The 21,290-nt window shown below is 68.3% G+C and carries 18 protein-coding genes; 6 read left to right on the top strand and 12 right to left on the bottom strand.

Translation table 11 applies throughout. From position 1 onward, the window contains the following. Nucleotides 1-33 precede the first annotated feature (33 nt). From ACQY4O_RS06265 to ACQY4O_RS06255, 3 genes are all read left to right on the top strand, one after another. Entirely contained in the window at nt 34-1,431 is a 1,398-nt protein-coding gene (locus tag ACQY4O_RS06265) for a hypothetical protein (RefSeq protein WP_428375349.1), read from the top strand. Nucleotides 1,432-1,601: 170 nt separating this feature from the next. Next, the gene (gene mscL / locus ACQY4O_RS06260; RefSeq protein ID WP_428375348.1) at nt 1,602-2,081 is read left to right on the top strand and encodes a large-conductance mechanosensitive channel protein MscL; all 480 of its coding nucleotides are present in this window, start codon (nt 1,602-1,604) and stop codon (nt 2,079-2,081) included. A 26-nt stretch (nt 2,082-2,107) separates the two neighbouring features. Next, the gene (locus tag ACQY4O_RS06255; RefSeq protein WP_428375347.1) at nt 2,108-2,482 is read left to right on the top strand and encodes a hypothetical protein; all 375 of its coding nucleotides are present in this window, start codon (nt 2,108-2,110) and stop codon (nt 2,480-2,482) included. A 16-nt stretch (nt 2,483-2,498) separates the two neighbouring features. Here ACQY4O_RS06255 and secF read toward each other — a convergent pair whose 3' ends face one another. Then, entirely contained in the window at nt 2,499-3,464 is a 966-nt protein-coding gene (gene secF, locus ACQY4O_RS06250; protein ID WP_428375346.1) for a protein translocase subunit SecF, read from the bottom strand. Between the two features lie 7 nt (nt 3,465-3,471). Next, nucleotides 3,472-5,031 (bottom strand): protein translocase subunit SecD, encoded by a 1,560-nt coding sequence (gene secD / locus ACQY4O_RS06245; protein WP_428375345.1) that lies wholly within the window; start codon nt 5,029-5,031, stop codon nt 3,472-3,474. A 161-nt stretch (nt 5,032-5,192) separates the two neighbouring features. Here secD and ACQY4O_RS06240 point away from each other — a divergent pair, with 161 nt between their 5' ends. After that, on the top strand, nt 5,193-6,221 hold the full coding sequence (locus tag ACQY4O_RS06240) for a Gfo/Idh/MocA family protein (RefSeq protein WP_428375344.1): 1,029 nt from the start codon (nt 5,193-5,195) through the stop codon (nt 6,219-6,221). Nucleotides 6,222-6,226: 5 nt separating this feature from the next. On the opposite strand, the gene ACQY4O_RS06235 is transcribed toward ACQY4O_RS06240, so the two are convergent. The 3 genes from ACQY4O_RS06235 to ACQY4O_RS06225 form a co-directional block, all read right to left on the bottom strand. Further along, nucleotides 6,227-6,529, bottom strand: coding sequence for a CcdB family protein (locus tag ACQY4O_RS06235; protein WP_428375343.1), 303 nt, complete (start codon nt 6,527-6,529; stop codon nt 6,227-6,229). Beyond that, a complete protein-coding gene (locus ACQY4O_RS06230) occupies nt 6,529-6,774 on the bottom strand; it encodes a type II toxin-antitoxin system CcdA family antitoxin (RefSeq protein ID WP_428375342.1) in 246 nt (81 codons plus the stop codon). The genes ACQY4O_RS06235 and ACQY4O_RS06230 overlap by 1 nt, the downstream gene beginning before the upstream one ends. Nucleotides 6,775-6,846: 72 nt before the next feature. Further along, a complete protein-coding gene (locus ACQY4O_RS06225; RefSeq protein ID WP_428375341.1) occupies nt 6,847-7,755 on the bottom strand; it encodes a LysR family transcriptional regulator in 909 nt (302 codons plus the stop codon). Between the two features lie 96 nt (nt 7,756-7,851). Here ACQY4O_RS06225 and ACQY4O_RS06220 point away from each other — a divergent pair, with 96 nt between their 5' ends. Then, nucleotides 7,852-8,682, top strand: coding sequence for an SDR family oxidoreductase (locus ACQY4O_RS06220; RefSeq protein ID WP_428375340.1), 831 nt, complete (start codon nt 7,852-7,854; stop codon nt 8,680-8,682). A gap of 4 nt (nt 8,683-8,686) precedes the next feature. On the opposite strand, the gene ACQY4O_RS06215 is transcribed toward ACQY4O_RS06220, so the two are convergent. Together ACQY4O_RS06215 and ACQY4O_RS06210 are read right to left on the bottom strand one after the other, a co-directional pair. Further along, nucleotides 8,687-10,300 (bottom strand): acyl-CoA synthetase, encoded by a 1,614-nt coding sequence (locus ACQY4O_RS06215; RefSeq protein WP_428375339.1) that lies wholly within the window; start codon nt 10,298-10,300, stop codon nt 8,687-8,689. Between the two features lie 360 nt (nt 10,301-10,660). Next, nucleotides 10,661-12,778 (bottom strand): glycoside hydrolase family 32 protein, encoded by a 2,118-nt coding sequence (locus tag ACQY4O_RS06210; protein ID WP_428375338.1) that lies wholly within the window; start codon nt 12,776-12,778, stop codon nt 10,661-10,663. Nucleotides 12,779-13,205: 427 nt separating this feature from the next. Between ACQY4O_RS06210 and ACQY4O_RS06205 the strand changes: the two genes are divergently transcribed. Beyond that, nucleotides 13,206-13,433, top strand: a complete 228-nt coding sequence (locus ACQY4O_RS06205; protein ID WP_428378251.1) for a hypothetical protein — start codon at nt 13,206-13,208, stop codon at nt 13,431-13,433. A 111-nt stretch (nt 13,434-13,544) separates the two neighbouring features. Here the strand turns inward: ACQY4O_RS06205 and ACQY4O_RS06200 are convergent, their stop codons facing one another. From ACQY4O_RS06200 to malQ, 5 genes are all read right to left on the bottom strand, one after another. Beyond that, nucleotides 13,545-15,323: an ABC transporter ATP-binding protein/permease gene (locus tag ACQY4O_RS06200; RefSeq protein WP_428375337.1), complete on the bottom strand. Its 1,779-nt coding sequence runs from the start codon at nt 15,321-15,323 to the stop codon at nt 13,545-13,547. 6 nt (nt 15,324-15,329) lie between these two features. Then, entirely contained in the window at nt 15,330-15,653 is a 324-nt protein-coding gene (locus ACQY4O_RS06195; protein ID WP_428375336.1) for a 4a-hydroxytetrahydrobiopterin dehydratase, read from the bottom strand. 13 nt (nt 15,654-15,666) lie between these two features. Next, the gene (locus ACQY4O_RS06190) at nt 15,667-17,475 is read right to left on the bottom strand and encodes an ABC-F family ATP-binding cassette domain-containing protein (protein WP_428375335.1); all 1,809 of its coding nucleotides are present in this window, start codon (nt 17,473-17,475) and stop codon (nt 15,667-15,669) included. 73 nt (nt 17,476-17,548) lie between these two features. Further along, nucleotides 17,549-19,060 (bottom strand): alpha,alpha-trehalose-phosphate synthase (UDP-forming), encoded by a 1,512-nt coding sequence (locus ACQY4O_RS06185; protein WP_428375334.1) that lies wholly within the window; start codon nt 19,058-19,060, stop codon nt 17,549-17,551. A 142-nt stretch (nt 19,061-19,202) separates the two neighbouring features. Next, the gene (gene malQ / locus ACQY4O_RS06180) at nt 19,203-21,269 is read right to left on the bottom strand and encodes a 4-alpha-glucanotransferase (protein ID WP_428375333.1); all 2,067 of its coding nucleotides are present in this window, start codon (nt 21,267-21,269) and stop codon (nt 19,203-19,205) included. Nucleotides 21,270-21,290 lie beyond the last annotated feature (21 nt).

Genomic DNA, 21,290 nt, shown 5'->3' with positions numbered 1-21,290 from the left:
TGCGCTCCGCACAACCCTGCTCATGGACACATCATGACCACCGACCCGTCATCCGGCAGCACTGGCATCATCCTGGCGGGTCTCCGCCCGGTCAACATATCGGTCGGATTGCCGCAGGTCTTCGACACGGTGTTCGTGATCGACGTGGCCGAGCCCGGATCGTCCCCGGCGACGGCGACCCTGACCACGACGGCGAACGCCCTGATCATTCCGGCCGGCACCGTCGGCAGCATCAGCCAGGCGGGATACACGACCACGATCCACGGCACAGCGGCCGAGATCACCGCCGATATCGACAGGATCGCCTACAGCAGCAACTTTGCCGTCAGCGACAGCGTGACCCTCACCTTCACCGATGCCGCGGACCACAGCGCGTCCGCCGGCTTCGCCGTCGACGTGACCGCCACCAACACAGCCCCCGGCACGGCGACGGTGGCACCCTACGTGCGGGCCACCGCGGTCGGCCAGGTCGCCACCCTGACCGGCAGCAACCAGATCTACACGGCAAGTGCCGGGACCGACACCGTCACCGCCATGCAGTCCGGCAGCACCATCAATGGCGGCGGCGCTGGCAGCGTCCTGACCTTGTTTGCCGATGGCACGAGCTTCGGCTTCACCAACCATGGCGGCCATGCCCTGGTGGTCCAGAACGCGGGCAGCGGCACCATCGGCGGCGGAGCCGCCGGCAGCAGCCTGGTGGCCTTCCTCGATGGCGGACCCGTGCTCTACAAGGGCGATGCCGGCCAGGACATGCTGATCGGCGGCGCCGGCGCCAGCACGGTCGATGGCGGGCAGGCCGGGGCCCTCACCGTGTTCGGCGGCAGCGGGACAATGGTCCTGAACGGCGGCCACGATGCGGAAACCGTCGTCGGCGGCAGTGGCGCCGAGACCATCCAGGCGGCGGCGTCGGGGGGCGCCTATTTCGGCGGCAGCGGCGGCAGCCAGATGACGGCCACGGGCGCCGGCACCTTCCTCATCGGCGCGGTCGGTGGCGACGTGCTGACCAGCTCGGCACTCGGCGGCGACGGGCTGGTCGCGGGGGCCGGCAACGAGACCCTGAACGGCGGCGGCTCGCAGTACCAGAACCTGCTGTTCGCGGGCGCGGGCCGCGACCAGATCATGCTCGGCAGGGGCGCCGATACCCTCGTGGGCGGGTCCGGGACGGCAATGGTCGCGATGGGTGCCGGATCGGCGGCGATCTATGTCGGCAGCGGCCAGGAGACCTTTGCCTTCACCAACGGCGTCTCCGCCCAGGCGTATGACCTGATCAGCGGCTTCAAGGTCGGCACCGACCATCTGCAGCTCTCGGCCGGGCTCGGGGTCGTGGGCTACGCCTCCTCGGGTTCGACGACCGCGATCGCGCTGAATGACGGCACCCATGTGACCCTCCTGGGTGTCGCCGGTGCCACCGAGGCAACCTTGTTCACCTGACCCGATGCCCCCTGGTCTTGCGCAGGCCGGGTCTTGCGCAGGCCTGGCCTTCCGCAGGCCTGGTCTTGCGCAGGCTTGTGTCGCCGGCGGCTTTGGCCTCCTGATATCGTTCCGGACAAGGGGGCTGGCGACGTCGCCGCCGGGGTCCGGGCGCTGCTGGAGAAAGAAGCATGGCCTTGAGCGACCGTCATCTGCGGGCACCCGGCTGGGTGAGCGAGTTCCGCGGCTTCATCATGAAGGGCAACGTCGTCGACCTCGCCGTCGGCATCATCATCGGCGCTGCCTTCACCGGCATCGTGCAGAGCCTGGTGAAGGACATCTTCACGCCGATCATCGGCCTGCTCGTTGGCGGCATCGATTTCACTAACATCTTCTTCACCCTCAAGGGGCAGCATCTGCGGACCCTGGATGAGGCGCACAAGGCTGGCGCCGTTACCCTCAATGTCGGCCTGTTCCTCAATGCGGTGTTCCAGTTCCTGCTCGTCGGCCTGGTGATCTTCTGGGTGGTGAAGCTGCTGACCCGGCTGCATGTCCGCGAGGATGCCAAGCCGGCCGGCCCGACCGCCTCCGAGGCGCTGCTGGCTGAGATCCGCGACCTCCTGGCGAAGGGTGCCGCAGAACCGGTGCGAGTTCCATCGCCGCTGCCCTGAGACCCGGCTCCGATCGGCGAGGGGACATGACGCGTCGCGCAGCCATGCGGCATGCGCTGGCGCTGGCGAGCCTGTGCGGGACCATCGCGCTGGCCGGCTGCCGGTCCTCGGGAGTCATTGCCGGACCGGACACTCTGGGTGACGCGACCCGCGAGGTGGTGATGACCTACCTGATCGCGCACGGCATGGCGGAAAGCTACGTGATGTCGGGACGCGCCGATCCGGCGTCCCTGCTGGACCTGGTGCGCTACGATCATGCCGCCCTGGTGGCGCTGCGCGGCCACGAGCTTGGCCCGAACTGGACAACGCTGTCACAGGCACGCAGCGCCGTGCGCTCGCTGATGGACTACACCACGCGGATGGATGCGGACGGCGATCCGGCGCGTCAGCACCATAGCTGATCCGGCGCCCCGGACCCTACCGCTTCTGCACCGCATGCAGATCGCGCCGCAGCCGTTTCTCGCCGAGCAGCAGCAGGATCGGGGCGGCGATGAAGATCGAGGACGACGTGCCGACCACGATGCCGAACAGCATCACCCAGGCAAACCCGGACAGCGTGGCGCCGCCGAACAGGGCCAGCGGCAGGGCGGCCAGGAACACCGTGGACGAGGTGCCAAGGGTGCGGTTCAGGGTCTCGTTGATGGACAGGTCCACCAGTTCGCGCAGCGGCATCGTGCGATACTTGCGCAGGTTTTCGCGCACCCGGTCATAGACCACCACCTTGTCGTTGGTGGAGTAGCCCAGGATGGTGAGGATGGCGGCCACCATCACCAGGTCGAACTGGAACCGGCTAATCGCCAGGAAGCCGATGGTCTTGGTGAGGTCGAGCACCAGGGTGATCACCGCGCTGACGGCGAACTCCCATTCGAAGCGCACCCAGATATAGACCAGGATCATCAGCAGGCTGAGACCCAGCGCCAGCAGGCCGTTGCGGAACAGCTCGGACGACACCGAGGCGCCGACCGCATCCGCGCGCAGCACCTGCGCACCGGGTTGTGCCGCGATGATCCCGGCCCGGGTACGATCGACCAGCGACTGGGTGGCGGCCTCGCCCGCCGCATCCTTGCCCGACGGCGCGTCGAGCCGGATCAGTACGTCGTTGTCGGCGCCGAAGCGCTGCAGCCCGGCCGCCGGCACGTGGCGTGCCTGCAGGGCGGCGCGAATCGCATCGAAGTTGGCGGATCCCGGCGTGCGCGCCTCGACCACGATGCCGCCCTTGAAGTCGATGCCCAGCGAGAGGCCCGGATAGAAGAACAGCCCGATCGAGGCCAGCGACAGGAAGGCCGAGGTTGCCAGCCCGATGAAGCGCCCGCGCATGAAGTTGATGCGCGTGCCGTCGGGCACGAAACGGAGCAGCGGACGTCCGAGGAAGTGCGCGTTCATGGCAGGGTCAGACCGGTAGAAGGGCAGGGCGGGTGACGGCATACCAACGCACCATCAGCATGCGCGAGAGCAGCAGCGTGGTGAACAGGGTGGTGACGATGCCGATGGTGATGGTGAGCGCGAAGCCGCGCACCGGCCCGGTGCCGAACACGAACAGCATGACATGCGCGAGGAGGGCGGTCGCGTTGCTGTCGACGATGGTCGAGGTGGCGCGCTGAAAGCCGGTCTGCAGGGCGTTCAGCGGGGTGCGGCCGCGCTTCACCTCCTCGCGGATGCGCTCGTTGATCAGGATGTTGGCATCGACCGCCATGCCCAGGGTGAGCAGCATGCCGGCCATGCCGGGCAGCGTCAGCGTCGCCTGGAACAGCGACAGGATCGCCAGCATCAGGACCAGGTTGGCGATCAGGCACATGTTCGCGTACCAGCCGAACAGGCCATAGAACAGCCCCATGAAGGCGATCACCAGCACGAAGCCGACCGCGAGGCTGATCGCGCCGGCGCGGATCGAATCCGCCCCCAGCGACGGCCCCACCGAGCGCTCCTCGATCACCGCGAGTGGCGCCGGCAGCGCGCCCGCGCGCAGCAGCAGGGCAAGGTCGGTGGCCTGCTGGGCGGTGAAGCTGCCGGTGATCTGACCCTGGCCGCCGGCGATCACGCTCTGGATCACCGGGGCGCTGATCACCTTGTTGTCGAGCACGATGGCGAGCTGGTGGCCGACATTGGCGCGCGTCGCGTCGCCGAAGCGCCGCGCACCCACCGAGTTGAAGGTGAAGTTGATCGACCAGCCGCCGGTCTGGGTGTCCTGGCCGGGGGAGGCGTTGGTGAGGTCGGCGCCATCGACCTCGGCATGCCGGATGACCGCGACGCGCTGCGCCGCATTGTCCGCCATCGGCAGCATCTCGACGCCGGGCGGCGGCAGGCCGTTCGGGTTGGCGGTCGGATCGACCAGGTGGAAGGTCATCTTGGCGGTGGTGCCGAGCAGCTGCTTTACCCGCTGCGGATCGGTGACGCCGGGAAGCTGGATGACGATGCGATCGCTGCCCTGGCGGGTGATCTCCGGGTCGACCGCCCCGGTGGCATCGATGCGGCGGCGCACGATCTCGATCGACTGGGTCACCGCATCCTGGGCGCGCTCTCGCATCGCCGCCTCCGACAAGGCGACGGCGATGCTGCCGTCGGGCCGGGCGGCGACGGTGAATTCGCCCGGCGAGGCCTGCGGCAGCTTGCCCAGGCTGGCCAGGTCGCGGTCACGCTCGGACGGCACGCGCGGCGTGAAGGTGACGCTGCGGCTGCCCGCGTCGGTGGCGAGGTTGCGGTAGCCGAGCCCGGCGCCGAGCAGCTGCTGGCGCACCCCGTCGGTCAGCGCCTCCAGCCGTTCGCGGGTGATCGTCGGCATGTCCACCTGCATCAGCAGGTAGGAGCCGCCGCGCAGATCGAGGCCGAGATGGATCTGCCGCCAGGGCAGGTTCTTCGACGGGGCGGCGAGCAGGTTGGGCAGGCAGAGCAGCAGGCCGAGCAGGCAGACGCCCAGGACCGAGGCCGTCTTCATGCGGCTGTAGTACATCATGCTGAAGGAGGTGCTCCGTACGAGCTGCTGAAGAGGGTTGCCGCGCAACCGGGACCGGCTGCCGAGGAAGGTGCTCTGCAGCCGGCCGGGAACATGCCGACGTGCTTCTCGCGATGCAACTTCTCCTGCTACCCAGGCGGGGCGCAGGAGAGGGGCCGTCGATGGCGTTGCTGGGGTTCGGGTCGCGGCCGCGGGACGATGCCGGCGAGCGCCGCCTGCGGATCGGCGTGGTCGGGGCCGGGCATTTCGGCCGGTTCCACGCCCTGAAGGTCGCCGCCTCCGGCCGCGCGCTGCTCGCGGGCGTGCATGATCCCGATCCGGAGCGCGCCGCGCTGGTCGCCCGCGACGCGGGCGGGGTGCCGGTGCTCGGGTTCACAGAACTGCTCGGAGCCTGCGACGCGTTGGTGGTCGCGGCTCCCGCCGAGGCGCATTTCGACCTGGCGATGGCGGTGCTGCGGGCCGGTCGGCACGTGCTGATCGAGAAGCCGATCGCCTCCACCCTGGAGCAGGCGCAGGTGCTCGCCGAGACGGCGGCAGCGACCAGGCTGGTGCTGCAGGTCGGCCACCTGCTGCGCTATTCCGCCGAGCATGCGGCGATCACCGAGCGGATCACCCGGCCGCTCTATATCGAGGCGACGCGGATCGCGCCGTACAAGCCGCGCGGCACCGACGTCTCGGTGATCCTGGACCTGATGATCCACGATCTCGACCTGGTGCTGGCGATCGTGGACAGCCCGATCGAAAGCGTGGACGCGCTCGGCTGCGCGGTCAGCAGCGCGCACGAGGACATCGCCAATGCGCGCGTGCGCTTTGCCAATGGCTGTGTCGCCACCATCACCGCGAGCCGGATCTCGCTCAAGACCGAGCGCCGGATGCGGCTGTTCTCCGAGGAAGGCTACCTGTCGGCGGACTTCGCCGCCCGCGAGCTCACCATGATCGGACGCGAACGCGGCATGCCACTCCCCGGCACCGGCGGCTTCCGGCGCGAGGCGGTGAGCTGGCGCGAGCACGACACGCTGGCGGCCGAGCACGCGGCCTTTGTCGCCGCCTGCCTCGATGGCGCACCGGTGCTGGTCGACGCGCAGGCCGGCATCCGGGCGCTCGCGGCGGCGATCGCGGTGACCGACGGCATCGCCGCCTCACGGCGACGCATGGAGTTGTCCGGCTTGCTGACGGCGACAGCGTTCTGAGGCGTTCAGAACCCGACGAGCAGGAGGTCCAGTGACCGCGTGACGCTGTCATGCTCCGCGTCGAGCGAGCCGATCGACCGCTTCAGCTCGCTGCCCGGAATGGCGGCCAGCGCCTGCGTCACCAGCACGTAGCGGCCGCCCTCGATCTCGAACACCGGGTTCAGTTCGCTGATCGGTGACGATGAAGTGGCCTCCGGCAGCAGCGGCACGACGACCCGCGTGCTGAGATGCGTGAGCAGGTCGGCCTGGACGTTCACCACGTAGCCTGCGCCGCCGCCCGGCATCGGGTGGATGTCGAGACGCGCCATCAGAATTGGCGGTAGGCGGCCAGTGGCAGGCCCCGGACGGCGACGTGCTCGTTCCAGGCCCGGATCGCATCGCGGTTGTGTTCCAGCCAGCGTTGCCGGCGCATTTCGGTCACGGCCTCGGCGAGGCCGCGCTCGCAGGCCTGCGACAGATTGATCCCGAGTTGCCGGGCATCGTGCAGCAAGGCGTCCGGCAGGGTGACGTTCGTAGCCCGCCTGGTGGCGGTGAGGCTGGCGGAGCGGGGCATAGGATCCTCCCGGAAAGCGGATATCGTATGCGCATCTATTATGCGCACGCAAGCTGCGATCCCGGCCGAGCTTCACCCCGTGCTCGTGAGGTCCGCCCGCTTCAGCACGTCGATGAAGGCGCGCAGGCCGGCCGGCACGTGCCGGTGGCCGGGATAGTACAGGAACAGGCCCGGGATCGGCGGGCACCAGTCGTCGAGCACGCCGACCAGCGTGCCGCGGTCGAGGTGGGGGCGTGCCGTGGCTTCGGACAGGTAGGCGATCCCGAGGCCGCGCGCGGCACAGTCCGCCATCAGTTCCGGGTGGTCGAGGGTGAGCGGTCCCGGCACGTCGATGGCGATTTCCTGGCCATGCCGCTCGAACTCCCAGCGATACAGCCGGCCGCTCGGCAGGCGCAGGCGGATGCAGCGATGCTGCATGAGGTCGTCCGGCGTCAGCGGCGGCGCGCGGCCGGCGAGATAGGCGGGCGACGCCACGGCGCAAAAGCGGGTCTCGCCGCCGAGCCGGACCGCAATCATGTCCTGCGGCAACGCCTCGCCGAGCCTTATCCCGGCGTCGAAACCTTCCGCCACGATATCGACCAGCCGTCCGTCGGTGACCAGGTCGAGCGACATGCCGGGATGCCGGGCCAGGAAATCCGGCACCACCGCGCGCAGCAGCAGCCGGGCGGCGGTCTCGCTGGCATTGATGCGCAGCGTGCCGATCGGGCCGGCGCGGAAGTCGTCCACCGCCGCCAGGGCCAGGTCCAGGTCGCGCAGCACCGGCCGCAGATGTGCCAGCAGTCGCCGGCCGGCCTCGGTCGGCGACACGCTGCGCGTCGTCCGGTGCAGCAGTCGGACGCCGAGGCGCTGTTCGAGGCTGCGCATGGCGTGGCTCAGCGTGGAGGCGGAGAGGCCGAGTTCGTCCGCAGCCCCGCGGAAACTGCACTGGGTGGCGATCGCCGTGAACGCGACGAGCTCGTCAAGCGCGGGCCGCTCATTCATGGCCAAACTGCAGCAACCCATACCAATTTGCGCGACTAATAGCATGAACGGTCCAGGCTTACCTCTGTCGCAGAGGCAGCTTTGGAGTATTTGCACATGACCAGGACCTGGTTCATCACCGGCGGCTCATCCGGCATCGGACGCGCCCTGACCGAACAACTGCTGGATCGCGGCGACCGCGTGGCCGCGACCTTGCGCCGGACCGGCGCGCTGGACGACCTCAAGACGAAGTACGGCGATCTGCTGCGGGTGGCGCCGCTCGACGTCACCGACAACGCCGCGATCGTGCGCGTCATGGCGTGGGCCGTGGCAGAACTGGGCCGCATCGATGTCGTGGTCAGCAATGCCGGCTACGGGCTGTTCGGCGCCGCCGAGGAAGCCAGCGACGCGCAGATACGCCAGCAGATCGACACCAACCTGGTCGGCTCGATCCAGCTGATCCGCGCCGCCTTGCCGCATCTGCGCGCCCAGGGTGGCGGCCGCATCCTGCAGGTGTCCTCGGAGGGCGGCCAGATCGCCTATCCGGCGTTCGGCCTGTACCACGCGACCAAATGGGGCATCGAGGGCTTCGTCGAGGCGGTGGCGCAGGAAGTGGCGCCGTTCGGGATCGGCTTTACCATCGTCGAGCCGGGCCCGACGCAGACCGGGTTTCGCGCCGGCATGGTCAGCGCGCCGCCGATGGCGGTGTACGAGGACACCCCGGCCGGGGAGATCCGGCGCGCGGTCGGCTCGGGCGCGTTCGCTCTGCCTGGCGATGCCGTGCGGGTGGCGCAGGCGATGATCGACAGCGTGGACGCCGATCTCGCGCCGAGGCGGCTGGTGATGGGGCGCGGCTCCTACGAGCGCATCCGGGCTGCCCTCGCCCTGCGGCTCTCGGAGCTGGACGCCCAGCGGGAGATCGCGTTCTCGACCGACCGGGCCCCGTGACGTCTCAAGCTGATCGGGCGCGCTCGCGCAGCAGGTATTTCCGCATCTTGCCGGTGCTGGTCTTCGGCAACGGGCCGAACACCACCCGGCGCGGCGCCTTGAAATGGGCGAGGCTGGCGCGGCAGAACGCGATCAGCTCGGCCTCGCTCGCCGCCACGCCCGGCCGCGCGGTCACGAACGCGCACGGCACCTCGCCCCACTTCTCGTCCGGCATCGCCACCACGGCGGCTTCCAGCACCGCCGGATGCCGGTAGAGCACGGACTCCACCTCGATCGTCGAGATGTTCTCGCCGCCGCTGATGATGATGTCCTTGGAGCGGTCGCGGACCTCGACATAGCCGTCCGGATGGCACACCCCGAGATCGCCGGTATGGAACCAGCCGCCGGCGAAGGCGTCCCGCGTCGCCGCATCGTTCTTGAGATAGCCCTTCATCAGCGCGTTGCCGCGCAGCATCAGCTCGCCCATGCTGACCCCGTCGGCCGGCACCGGTTCGAGGGTGAGCGGGTCGGCGACCACCAGCGCCTCCTGGGTGACGTAGGTCACGCCCTGGCGCGCCTTCAGCACCGCCTGCGCGCCGGCATCGAGCGCGTCCCAGTTCGTGTTCCACTCGCAGGTGGTGCAGGGGCCGTAGCTCTCGGTCAGGCCATAGGTGTGGGTGACGGCAAAGCCGAGCCGCTCCATGCCCTCGATCACGGCCGCGGGCGGCGCGGCGCCGGCGGTCGCCACCTGCACCGCCGGCTCGCGGCGCGCAACACCGGGCGCGTTCAGGATCATGCCCATGACCACCGGGGCGCCGCAGAGATGCGTGACCCGCTCGGCGTCGAGGGCCGCGAGGATGGCGCCGGCCTCGACGCGGCGCAGGCAGACATGCGTGCCGGCGAGCGCGGTCACCGTCCAGGGGAAGCACCAGCCGTTGCAGTGGAACATCGGCAGCGTCCACAGATAGACCGCGTGGCGCGGCATGTCCCAGCTCAGCGCGTTGCCGATCGCGTTCAGGTAGGCGCCGCGATGATGATAGACGACCCCCTTCGGCCGGCCGGTGGTGCCCGACGTGTAGTTCAGCGAGATCGCGTCCCATTCGTCCGGCGGCAGGCTGCCCCTGAAGCCAGGATCGCCGCCGGCCAGGAAGCTCTCATACTCGATCTCGCCGAGCAGGTCGCCGCCGGCGGCAGCGGGGTCGTCGATGTCGATCACCAGCGGGCGAAGGTCCGGGGGCAGCAGGGCAAGTGCTGCCGCGATGGTCGCGGAGAATTCCCGATCGGTGATCAGCACCCGCGCCTCGCCGTGCTGCAGGATGTAGGCGATGGTGTCCGGCTCAAGCCTGATATTGATGGCGTTGAGCACCGCGCCCAGCATCGGCGCGGCGAAATGCGCCTCGAACAAAGGCGGCGTGTTCGGCGCCATGACGGCCACCACGTCGCCGCGTCCGATGCCTCGTTGCGACAGCGCGGCGGCGAAGCGGCGGCATCGTGCGGCGGTCTCGCTCCAGCTTGCGCGGTGATCACCATGCACCACGGCCAGGCGGTCGGGATGCACCGCTGCCGCCCGATCGAGAAAGCTCAGTGGCGAGAGCGGCACATGGTTGGCCGGGTTCTTGTCGAACTCTTCAAACTGCATGGCGTCCTCGAAGCGCCGCTGGCGGGCGTTGCGGCGATGATGAGCCTGCGGTGGCCGAACGGAAAGCCTGATCGCCGCACCAGGAATCCGGCGAGACTGTCCGGAACGATGGAGCATCGTGCCATGAGCGACATTCAGCCCAAACACCCGACGCTTGATCTTCCTGCACTGCGGACGCGCCGACCAGGATTTCGCCACTCGCGTTTGTGGCTGCGCGCATGGGTGGTGTCGTCGATATCGACGATCTCGTCCGCGCTTTTCCCCGACGCAGTGGGAGCCCGCCAAAGTTGATCCATTGCGGCTATGGTGGCAGGTGCGGAGCGCGACCTGCCGGTCCTCGCTCCGCGCCGATGCGGCCTCTTATTGCGCCGGCCAGACCGAGCGCACGGGCAGGACACTCATAGATTGCACCAGAGCGGTGCCACCGGTCGCAAACAGGCTCACACCGTTGCTGGTCGAGGCCGGAAACACCTGGGCCGTCAGCTGCGCCTGGCCGTTCTGGCCGAACACCTCGACCGAGGACCAGTCCACCAGGATCCGCAACGCGACCTGGCCGTTCGCATCCGGCGCCAGAGGCACCGTATAGCGTCCGGGGAAGTCCGAGCTGAAACTGGTCTGGCCGGAATTGGTCCGGTCGATATACAGCACGCGCGCCTTGGTATCGTAGCCGATGACGGTCTGCTCGCCGTTGGTTCCGGTATGGACCTTCAGGCCGAAGCTGGCGGCGTTGCCGACCTGGAACTGCACCGAGATGTCCGCAGTCTTGGCCTCATTGGTGGAAAACGGCAGCACCCTGATGCTGGAAAGCGGGTAGCCCTTTAGCGTATAGATCGAGGCGCCCTCGATCAAGGACAGCGTGCCGACCGGCTGCTGCGTGAGGCTGATCTTGCCGTTGACCGTCTGCAGCGCCAAGGCGCGCGGGATGCTATCTGCGCCGCGCCAGGGCGAAACCGGGATGGCGCCCGCATAGTTCCAGTTGTTCATCCAGGCAACTGCGATCTGCGTATTCTCGGGCAGTCCGTTCCAGGTGCTGGCGGCGTAGAAGTCGGGTCCGAAATCGACCCAGTTCGCCTCCTGCTTGGGGGTATCGGAGAACACCACGTCGTCGAAATCGAGATGGCCAAATCCGGCCTGGTTATGGTCGACGATCTGGATCTGGGCGGTCCTTCCGAGGTAACCGCTGACATCCCAGTTTCGCCACTCCAGGGTTTCGGTATTTGAACCCGTCGCGGTCGCGACGACTTTGTTATTGACCAGAAGATTGACGCCGACCTCGGTATCCGAAGCGGTGCCATAGGTGGCTGCGTTGTACGGCCAGTATCCACCGCCGATCAGGAAGTCGATATAGGGCTTGGAGATGGTGAAAACGGGGGAGGTTATGGTGCCTTCCGAGGCATCCCCGTCGATGAACGTGTTCACCAGGCGCTTGCCCTGGTATCCACTCACCGTCGTCTGGCCCGTCAGAGTTCCCATGGCCGGCCCGGTACCCACGAAATCACCGGTGGCGGTCCAGCCGATCGCGCTGTAGCTCGATTTCTCGAAATCCTGGAAAACCGTGCTTCCGGCTGGTGGCAGGTGATCGTAGATCTGGTTGGCGTCGGCCGTGAAGGTCGTGCCATCAAAATTGCCTAAGAAATATTGCGTTCCGGAGCCCGCCGTGATCGATCCGGGATTGGACCCGATCATCATCACCCACTTGGTGTTGTTCGCATTCCCATCGACCGGCAACCGGAACAGGTCAGGGCATTCCCAGGCGCCGTTGGTTGCATTGTACGGACCGAACGAACTCATGTAGGTCCAGTTCTTGAGGTCCTTCGACGAGTACAGCAGCAGCTTGTGCTCGGATGCGAGCGACGTCACCACCACCCACTTGCTTTGCCGCGCATACCAGAACAGTTTCGGATCTCGGAAGTTCGTGTACTGGTCTGCATAGGCAGTGGGCGGTGCAGCGATCACCGGGTCGCCAGCATACTGGGTCCAGGTGGTGCCTTCGTCCAGGCTGTAGGCGATCGACTGCGCCTGCGTTCCGGCACGGATCTGCGTCCCGTTCGCAAGGGTCTGGTCGATCGGATATTCACTTGTGTACATCGCGATCATCGCCGGATGACCGGGCGTGCCCAGGCCGCTGGTGTTGTTGGTATCGACCACCGCGCTGCCCGAGAAGAACTCCTGCGTGATGGCCCCGGCTGAATTCGTTTGAAACTGCAATGCCACCGGAAGCTGGGTCCAATGCAGCAGGTCGGTACTGACGGCATGTCCCCAGGAGAGGTTGCCGTCGGTGTTGCCGAGCGGATTGTTCTGATAGAAAAGATGGAACTTCCCATTATAATAGACCAGACCATTCGGATCGTTCATCCAGGTCTGTGCCGGCGTATAATGGAATTGTGGCCGGAATGGTTCCGTATAGGCCTGTGCCACGGCGTGCGATGCGGCCATTGTCAGTGTCGCCGTCATGGACGTGGCAAGCAGCAGACGCACCCTATCTGCTCCGCGCATTGTCTTTCCTCCGAAAGCGACCGGCTTTTTGCCGACCTTCTGCTAAGCGTGGCGGTATCTTCACGACCCATACCAAGCTTACAAGACTGTAATTGACACCATCGCGTGATCTCCTGCACGAGGCGGTCTACAACCGAATTATGGCTCCGGAACCAGGTCGGAAATCGAAGGTCGGAAGAGGGCGCTGCTTGCGCCGCACGAAGCCCGTATCATCAGGGTGGCGCAAAGCGTGTGGTGGGCGGGCGAATGGACGATTTGTCGATCCGTTGCGCGAGCAGGGCGCGGACGATCTTGCCGACCTCCTGCCCCCCGGGCGCGAGGACGAAGTCGTGCCGGCTCGACATCGATACCGGCCTCGGCCAGTCACTCGCGATCTTTCCCGCCCGCTCAAGCTTGGTGCGGAATCCGTATGGCCACCGACGAGGGCGATCCGGACATGACCCTGTCCAGCAAGATGCAGCGTCGCGGCTTTCGCCGCCCTGGTGCCTTTGAAGGGCGATCGTGGACCGGACTGAATCGGCACGCGCTGACGAGTCGCATCGCCTCCGCCGACCTACGGCACCTGTGGCTCCAGGCAGCGCAGCGAGGAAAAAAGAGCCAGATCCCGACAGCGCCCCCCGAAGCCGACGCGCCCTGAAGTCCGCCGCGCCGTCATTGCACGATTGTTCGCGCCGCCAAAGCCACCGAAACGACATCCGTTTTGTCGAAAACGACCACGCTCTGCCAGAAGCAAAGTGTCAAACTAGTGCTAGTCCGCCGCCTGCAGCGTGCCGTCCTCGCCGCCCAGGATCAGGTGCTGGCGGAAGAACGCAGCCACCGCCGGGTTGTGCGCGATCGAGACGATGGTGGTGCCGGGCAGCCGGCGCTTGAGCATGGCCAGCATCCGACCTTCGCTCTCCGGGTCCAGGCTCGCCGTGGCCTCGTCGAGGAACAGCCAGTCCGGCTGCGCCAGTAGCGCACGGGCGAGGGCAAGGCGCTGCTGCTCGCCGCCGGACAGCCGCATCACCCAGTTCTCGTCGGTCGTGTCGAGTTCCGGGACCAGCTCCGCAAGGTCCGCATCCTCCAGCGCCCGCTGCACCGCGTCCGGCGCCACCGCATGCTCGGGGTTCGGGTAGCAGAGCGCGTGCCGCAGCGTGCCGAGCGGAATGTACGGGCGCTGCGGCAGGAACAGGCTGCTGCCGGGAGGGCCTTCGATATGACCCGTCGCGAACGGCCAGATGCCGGCCAGGGTCCGGAACAGGGTGGACTTGCCGGCGCCGGACGGCCCGCTGATCAGGGTATCGTGGCCGGGGGTGAAGGTCGCGCTCAGCGGCATGCCGAGGTGCTGCCCGTCAGGCAGCGCGAGCGAGACATCCTGCAGCCGGTAGCCGTCGCTGCCCGTCCGGATGCTGATCCCGGCCGCATCCGCATTGCGGGCCGCCTGCACCGCGCGGTCGAAGGTGGCCAGACGACCGACGGTGGCGCGCCACATCGCCAGCGTGGTGAAGCTGTCGGCAAACCAGGAGAACGCGCCTTGCACCTCGCCAAAGACCTGGGCCACCTGGAAGAAGGTCCCGAGAGTCATCCGGCCGGCGAAGAACAGCGGACCGACGAGGAGATACGGCAGCACGACAGCCACCTGGCTGTAGGAAATTGTCGTGGCGTTCAGCAGCAGCATGCGGCGCAGCAACTTGATGAAGTTTGTTCGTATGGCGGTGAAGAGCTTCTGGAGCACGCCGTATTCCTCGTGCTCGCCGGCTTGCAACGCGATGCCCTCGGTGTTCTCGCGCGCACGCACCAGGCCGAAACGAAAATCCGCCTCGTAGCGCTGCTGAAAGAAGCGCAGCGCGATCAGCCGTCGACCGACCGCGTAGGTCAGCAGGGTGCCCCCGAGGCTGAACAGCAGCGCCACCCAGATCAGGCCGCCGGGCAGATGCAGGCCGAACAGCGCGACATGGCGCGACAGCACCCAGAGCACGATCACGTAGCTGAACAGCGAGACGATATTGCTCAACAAGCCCAGGGCCAGGCTCAGGGTATCGGTGGCCGGCCGCACATTGGCGCCGGCGCCGCAGAAGGACGCGATATCGTCGGAGAGCCGCTGGTCGGGGTTGTCGGTGCCGACGCCTTCCGGATCGCCGGTGACGCTGATCCGATAATAGGCGCGGTCGGCCAGCCAGCGCTGCAGGAAGTCGCCGGTCATCCATTTGCGCCAGCGTATCTGTAGATATTCGGTGACGAACAGGGCGAGGCAGCCGATCAGGATCTGCAGCAGCGCCAAGGCGAGGAAGCCCGGCATGATCCATCCGCTCGGTAGCCTGAGCCAGGTGAACATCAGCGCCATGAAGGCGTGCTGATTGCCCTGCTGTAGCGAATTGTAGAACAGGTTCGACCAGAAAGTCGTCAACACGCCGAGCTCGGTCTGCACGACCGACATCAGGCCGACCCCGATCAACAAGGTCAGCGCCAGCCGGCGCTCGCTCGACCGGAAGAAGTACGGCTTGAGCAGTCGCCAGCTATCGCCCAGCACCGGTCCGAGGTTGCGCATCAGGGACTATCCGATCCGGGCGGCCAGGATGAAGTCGTTCTCATGCAGTCCTCCCGCCGCATGCGTGTGCAGCGACACCCGGACATAGCCCCAGCCGAACCCGATATCGGGATGATGATCGGCGGCCTCTGCCAATTCAGCGATGCGGTCCACCAGCGCGAACGCTTCCGCGAAATCGGGGAATTTCCACTCCCGTTCGACCCGGTCGGGCTCGTGCAGCAGTTGCCAGCCCGGCACCTGCGGCAGCAGGGCTGCGATCGCGTCCGGGTCGAGTTTCGGCGTGCCCTTTCGGCAGGCCACGCACGGGCGGTCGGCGAGGGATGTCGTCATCGGGCAGTCCTCTTCAGGATGCGAGCTGCTCGCGCAGCACTTCGAGTTCGAGCCAGCGTTCCTCCGCCGCGCGCAGCGCCGCTTCCTCGCGGTCTAGGGCATCGGTGGCCGCCGTGAACGCCTGGGGGTCGCGGTTGTACAGGCCGGGATCGGTCAGCAGATGGCGCAGGCGCACGATCTCGCTCTCAAGCGCCGCGATCTTGCCCGGCAACTGTTCGAGCGCGTGCTTGTCCTTGAAGGACAGTTTCCGCGCCGCCGTGCCAGCGGCGGATGCAGCCGGCTCGCGCACCAGCGCCGACCCCGCGCCGGTGCGGTCGAGTGCGCCGCCGGCGATGCGTCCACCTTGCGCCAGCATGTCGCTGTAGCCGCCGGCATATTCGATCCAGCGCGCACCACCTTCCGCGGCCACGATCGAGGTCGCGACCCGGTCGAGGAAGTCGCGGTCGTGGCTGACCAGCAGCACGGTGCCGGGATAGCCGTCCAGCATCTCCTGCAGCAGGTCGAGCGTCTCGAGATCGAGATCGTTGGTCGGCTCGTCGAGCACCAGCAGGTTGGACGGCTTGGCCAGCGCGCAGGCCAGCATCAGCCGGCCGCGCTCGCCGCCTGATAGCACGCCGACGCGGGTGCGCGCCTGCTCCGGGCGGAACAGGAACTGCTTCATGTAGCCGATCACGTGCTGCTTCTCGGCGCCGACCTGCACCATGTCGCCGCCTCCGCCGGTCAGCGTGTCCGACAGCGTGGCATCCGGGTCCAGGCTGCGGCGCTGCTGGTCGAGGGTGACCACCGAGAGCGCGGTGCCGATGGCGATGCGTCCGGCGTCCGGCGTCTCCAGCCCGGTCAGCAGGCGCAGCAGCGTGGTCTTGCCGGCGCCGTTGGCGCCGGCGATGCCGAGCCGGTCGCGGCGGATCACGCGCAGATCGAGGTCGCGCACGATGGCGCGCCCGTCGAACGACTTGCAGACCCCCTCGGCCATCGCCACCAGCTTGCCCGACAGGTCGGCTGACCTGGCCTCGAGCCGCAATCCGCCGGGCGCCCTGATCGCATCGCGACGTTCCGCTCGAAGAGCAGCAAGCTCGCCGACCCGGCGCACATTGCGCTTGCGCCGGGCGGTGACGCCGTAGCGCATCCAGTCCTCCTCGCGCGCGATCTGGCGGTCGAGCTTGTGGCCGTCGCGCTCCTCCTGCGCCAGCACCTCCTCGCGCCAGGCCTCGAATTGCGCAAACCCCTGGTCGAGCCGGCGGGTAACGCCGCGATCCAGCCACACCACGCTGCGCGACAACGTCTCCAGCATGCGCCGGTCATGGCTGATCAGCACGATCGCGGACCGTAGCGAGGCCAGCTCGCGCTCCAGCCAGGCGATGGTCGGCATGTCGAGATGGTTGGTCGGCTCGTCGAGCAGCAGCACATCCGGCTCGGGTGCGAGCGTGCGGGCGAGCGCGCAGCGCCGCAGCTCGCCGCCGGAGAGGTGGCGCGGATCCTCGGTCCCGGTGAGCCCGAGCTCGTCGAGCAGCGCGGTGGCGCGGTAGCCGGGATCGTCGGGCGGGAGGGCTTCGCGCGCATAGTCCAGCGTGGTGGCGTAGCCCGACAAGTCGGGTTCCTGCGGCAGCGTCGCGATGGTGCTGCCGGGCTGGAGAAACCTTGTGCCGCTGTCGGGCAGCAGGCTGCCGTCGGCGATCTTGAGCAGCGTCGACTTGCCCGAGCCGTTGCGGCCGACCAGGCAGATCCGCTCGCCCGGCGAGACCGCAAAGCCGGCGCCATCCAGCAGCGGTCTGCCGCCGAGGGTGAGGACGATGTCGGAGAGCAGCAGCAGGGGTGGCGCCATGCGCCTGTTCTGGCGCGGCGGCGGGCTCACTTCAATGGCGGCCGGAAGCCCCGCCTGGAAGATGAGCGAAGTTTCAGCCGGCGCTGCGTGAGGGCGGAGCGGGCGAGACCAGCCTGATATCGGCGGCCCGGCCGTCCGCATGCTGGCCGATCCGGCGTGGCGTATAGGCGGAGGCGTCGCGGTCCGGCCGCGGCGCGGTCTGGCCCTCCTCGCCGATGCGGCCGAGCACCGAGACGAACGAACGGCCCCACGCCAGCGCGGAGGTGTCCCTGATCGCCTCCCAGCAGGCATTCCAGCGATCCTGCCGCTCCGGCCGACTCATGCGCAGCGCGCTGTCCAGCGCGTCCGCGATCTCGTCCGGATCGACCGGGTTGACCAGGATCGCGGCACCGAGCTGGCGCGCCGCGCCGGCGAACTTGGACAGCACCAGCACGCCCGGGTTTTCCGGGTCCTGGGCGGCGATGTATTCCTTGGCGACCAGGTTCATGCCGTCGCGCAGCGGCGTCACCAGGCAGATGCGGGCCTCGCGCATGTAGCCCGAGATGGCTTCACGGGTGCCGCCGCGGGCCATCAGCCGCAGCGGCGTCCAGTCGGGGTCGCTGTAGGTCGAGTTGATCGCGCCGGCCTCGCGTTCGAGATCTTCGCGCAGATCCTGGTAGGCCCCGACATCCTGCCGGCTCTCGGCGGCGATCTGCAGGAAGGTGGCGTGGCGGTGCCATTGCGGACGCGTCTCGAGCAGGCGGCGGAACCCGGACAGCCGGTGCCGCAGCCCCTTGGTCGGGTCCATGCGGTCCACCCCCAGGATCAGGCACTGCCCGTCCAGGCTGCGATGCAGGCGCTGTGTCTCGGGCGAGGCGAAAGCCTGCTCGGCCATCTGCGCGAACTCGCCGGGTTCGATCTCGACCGGGAACACGCCGACCCTGATCTGCCGGTTGCCGAGCTGCAGGCCGCCCCCGGCCATGCGCGCCGCACCCGCGATGCGCTGCGCGGACGCCGCGAAATTCTCCGCGTCGTTCGAGGTCTGGAAGCCGAGCAGGTCGGCCGCCAGCAGGTCGCGGATGAACAAGGCCGCCTCGGGGATGCTGCCCAGCATGTCCGGCGACGGAAACGGCGTGTGCAGGAAGAAGCCGATCGGCGCGGTCACGTTGCGGCTGCGCATCGCGGCGGCCAGGGCCAGCAGGTGGTAGTCATGGATCCAGATGGTGTCGCCCGGCCGCAGCATCGGCACCAGCATGTCGGCGAAACGCTCGTTGACCGCCCGATAGGCCTGCAGGCTGCGGCGGTCGAAATGCATCTGCTCCGGCAGCGAGTGCAGCAGCGGCCACAGCGTCGCGTTGGAGAAGCGGTTGTAATAGAGCTCGAGTTCGTCCGGCGTCAGGTCGATTGTGGCGTATTCGACATTGTCGTGCTGCACGAGATGCGGCTGCGTGACCGACGCCGCCTCGGCACCGGCGTTGCCGCTCCAGCCGAACCACAGACCCCCCTGGCGCTCCATCAGCGCATTCAATGCGACCGCGAGGCCGCCGGCCTTGGAGCTGCCGGTCGGGATCGAGACCCGGTTCGAGATCACCACCAGCCTGCTCATCCGCGACCCCCCACTCCGCGCCCCCACGACACCGGCTGCTTGTCACCCGGTATCCCGGCGCGTGCCCCGGAACGTCGCCATCATGTAGGCGCGGTTCACGTCGAAAGCACGTCGCTACCAAAAAATTGCGCAGACGCGCGGTTCACGTCCGCGCCGGGCGACCCGCATTCCGCGCGCCGTCCAGTGCGGCGAGGCGGGCCCGCACCTCCGGCGACGCGAGCACCGCGCCCACCGGATGCGCGAGCCGGCGGCGCCAGTTCGGATGCTCGTCGAGCGTCCCGGGCATGTTCGGCTGGTCCGGCAAGGCGAGGACGTCCTCCACCGGGATCATCACGATCTCGCAGGCCGAGCGTCCGACATGCGCAATGGCCGCATCCGCGAAGGCGGCGGCCTGACCGGGCGCCGGCTGGTCGAGATCCGCCGCGCCGCTGTCGCGCATCGCCCGCCAGATCTGCCCGCGCTCGACGTCGCGCGTGCGACGCTCGTGCGCGAGCGTGTCGGCGTCAGTGCCGAGCAGCCGGGCGCGCTCCTCGATGTCATGGCCGGCCCACCAGCCCGCCACCGGCGGCAGGTCATGCGTGCTGGTCATGGCAGTGGCCTGGCGGGTCCAGTGTCGCGGCGCGGTGAAGCCGTGCTCGTCGCGTTCGAACATCAGGATGCGCATGCCGTCGATGCCGCAGCCCTGCAGGCGCGCCTGGAAGCCTTCGGGCACCGTGCCCAGATCCTCGGCCAGCACGATCGCGCGGTTGCGCTGGCTCTCGAGCGCGATCAGCCGACGCAAATCCTGCTCCGGGAAGGCAAGGTAGCTGCCATGGTCGGCGGTCCTGCCCTCGGGGATCACCCACAGCCGGGCGATCCCCATGCCGTGGTCGATGCGAACGCCACCCGCGTGCCGCATCGCGCCGCGCAGCATCTCGATGAAGCCGCGATAGCCGTTCTGCCGCAGCCCGCGCGCGGAGAATGCGGTGATGCCCCAGTTCTGCCCCTTGATCTGCAGCAGGTCGGGGGGTGCTCCCACGGTGAGGCCGCGCAGCGTCTCGCCCTGCCGGCTCCAGCAATGGCTGCCGCCTGAATCCGTGCCGACGGCGAGGTCGGAGATCAGCCCGATCGCCATGCCGCCTTCGACCGCCGCCTGTTGGGCTGCCGCAAGTTCGCGATCGGCGCGGTACTGCAGCCAGGCATGGAAGCCGATCTCGTCGGCATATGTCGCGCGAAAGCCGGCGATCCCGGGCGCGTCCAGCGAGGCGAACTCCGCCGGCCAGTCCCGCCAGTGCCAGAGCAAGCGGTCGCGGCCCCAGATCTCGGCATGCAGCGCCTCGAACAACGCATGGGCTTCCAGCGCCTCGCCGGCCTGCTCGCGCCAGGCGGCGAACCCGGCCTCGTCGCGGGCTCCCGCTGCGTAGCTCCGGCGCAGTCGGGCCAGACGGTCGCGCGCCACATCCGGCCAGTCCACCAGCTCCAGGGGTTCCAGGCGACGCGCCTCGGCACCCGGATCGTCGGCTGCGATATGCAGAACGTTCAGCATGATGCGGCTCGACGGCGCGTAGGGGCTGAACCGGTCGGGATCGGCAGAGAACTGCGCATGAACCGGGCTGATCGCCAGGGCATGCGCGCCCTGCGCGGCACTTTCGCGCGCGAAGCCCGCCAGGGCGGCGTAGTCGCCGACGCCGCCATCGCCCGGCCGGCGCAGCGAGTAGAGCTGCAGGGCGATGCCCCAGGCCCGGATGTCGCACGCCCGGGCATTCTCGCGTCCGAGCGCATCCGAGACCGAGAAGCAGCGGTCGGGTGCCACCGCCAGGCAGATCGAGCGACCCGGCAGTTCGAGCCGGTGGTAGCCCTGCGTTGCGGGGGCGTCCATGCTGCTGCCGAGGATGAGGTCAGGCTCCAGGCGCCCGGCCAGCGTCTCACCGGTCTCGAGCGTCAGGCGATAGGTGCAGGCCTCCAGCGGCAGGCTGATGCGCTCGCCGCTCACGGCGGTGATCAGCGGCGGCAGCTCGCGCAACTCGCATCCGAGTTGTTCGATCCGCTCGGCGACGCTGCTGCCGTCCTCGATGCCGAGCCCGATGGCGGCCAGGATCAGACGCAGATCCTCGACCGCGACCTGATGGGTCTTGCCGAAGATGTCGTGCCACTGCGTGGCGACCCCGGCCTGTGCGCAGAGATGCTTCAGCTCCGCATCGGCCCCATCCTCCATACGCGGCTCGTCCATACGCTGTGCAGGCTCCAACCG

It is taken from the genome of Lichenicoccus sp. (assembly GCF_965277665.1).
Lineage (GTDB): Bacteria > Pseudomonadota > Alphaproteobacteria > Acetobacterales > Acetobacteraceae > Lichenicoccus.
Note: the sequence above shows the minus strand (reverse complement) of the source record. Positions and strands in the feature narration are given on the sequence as shown.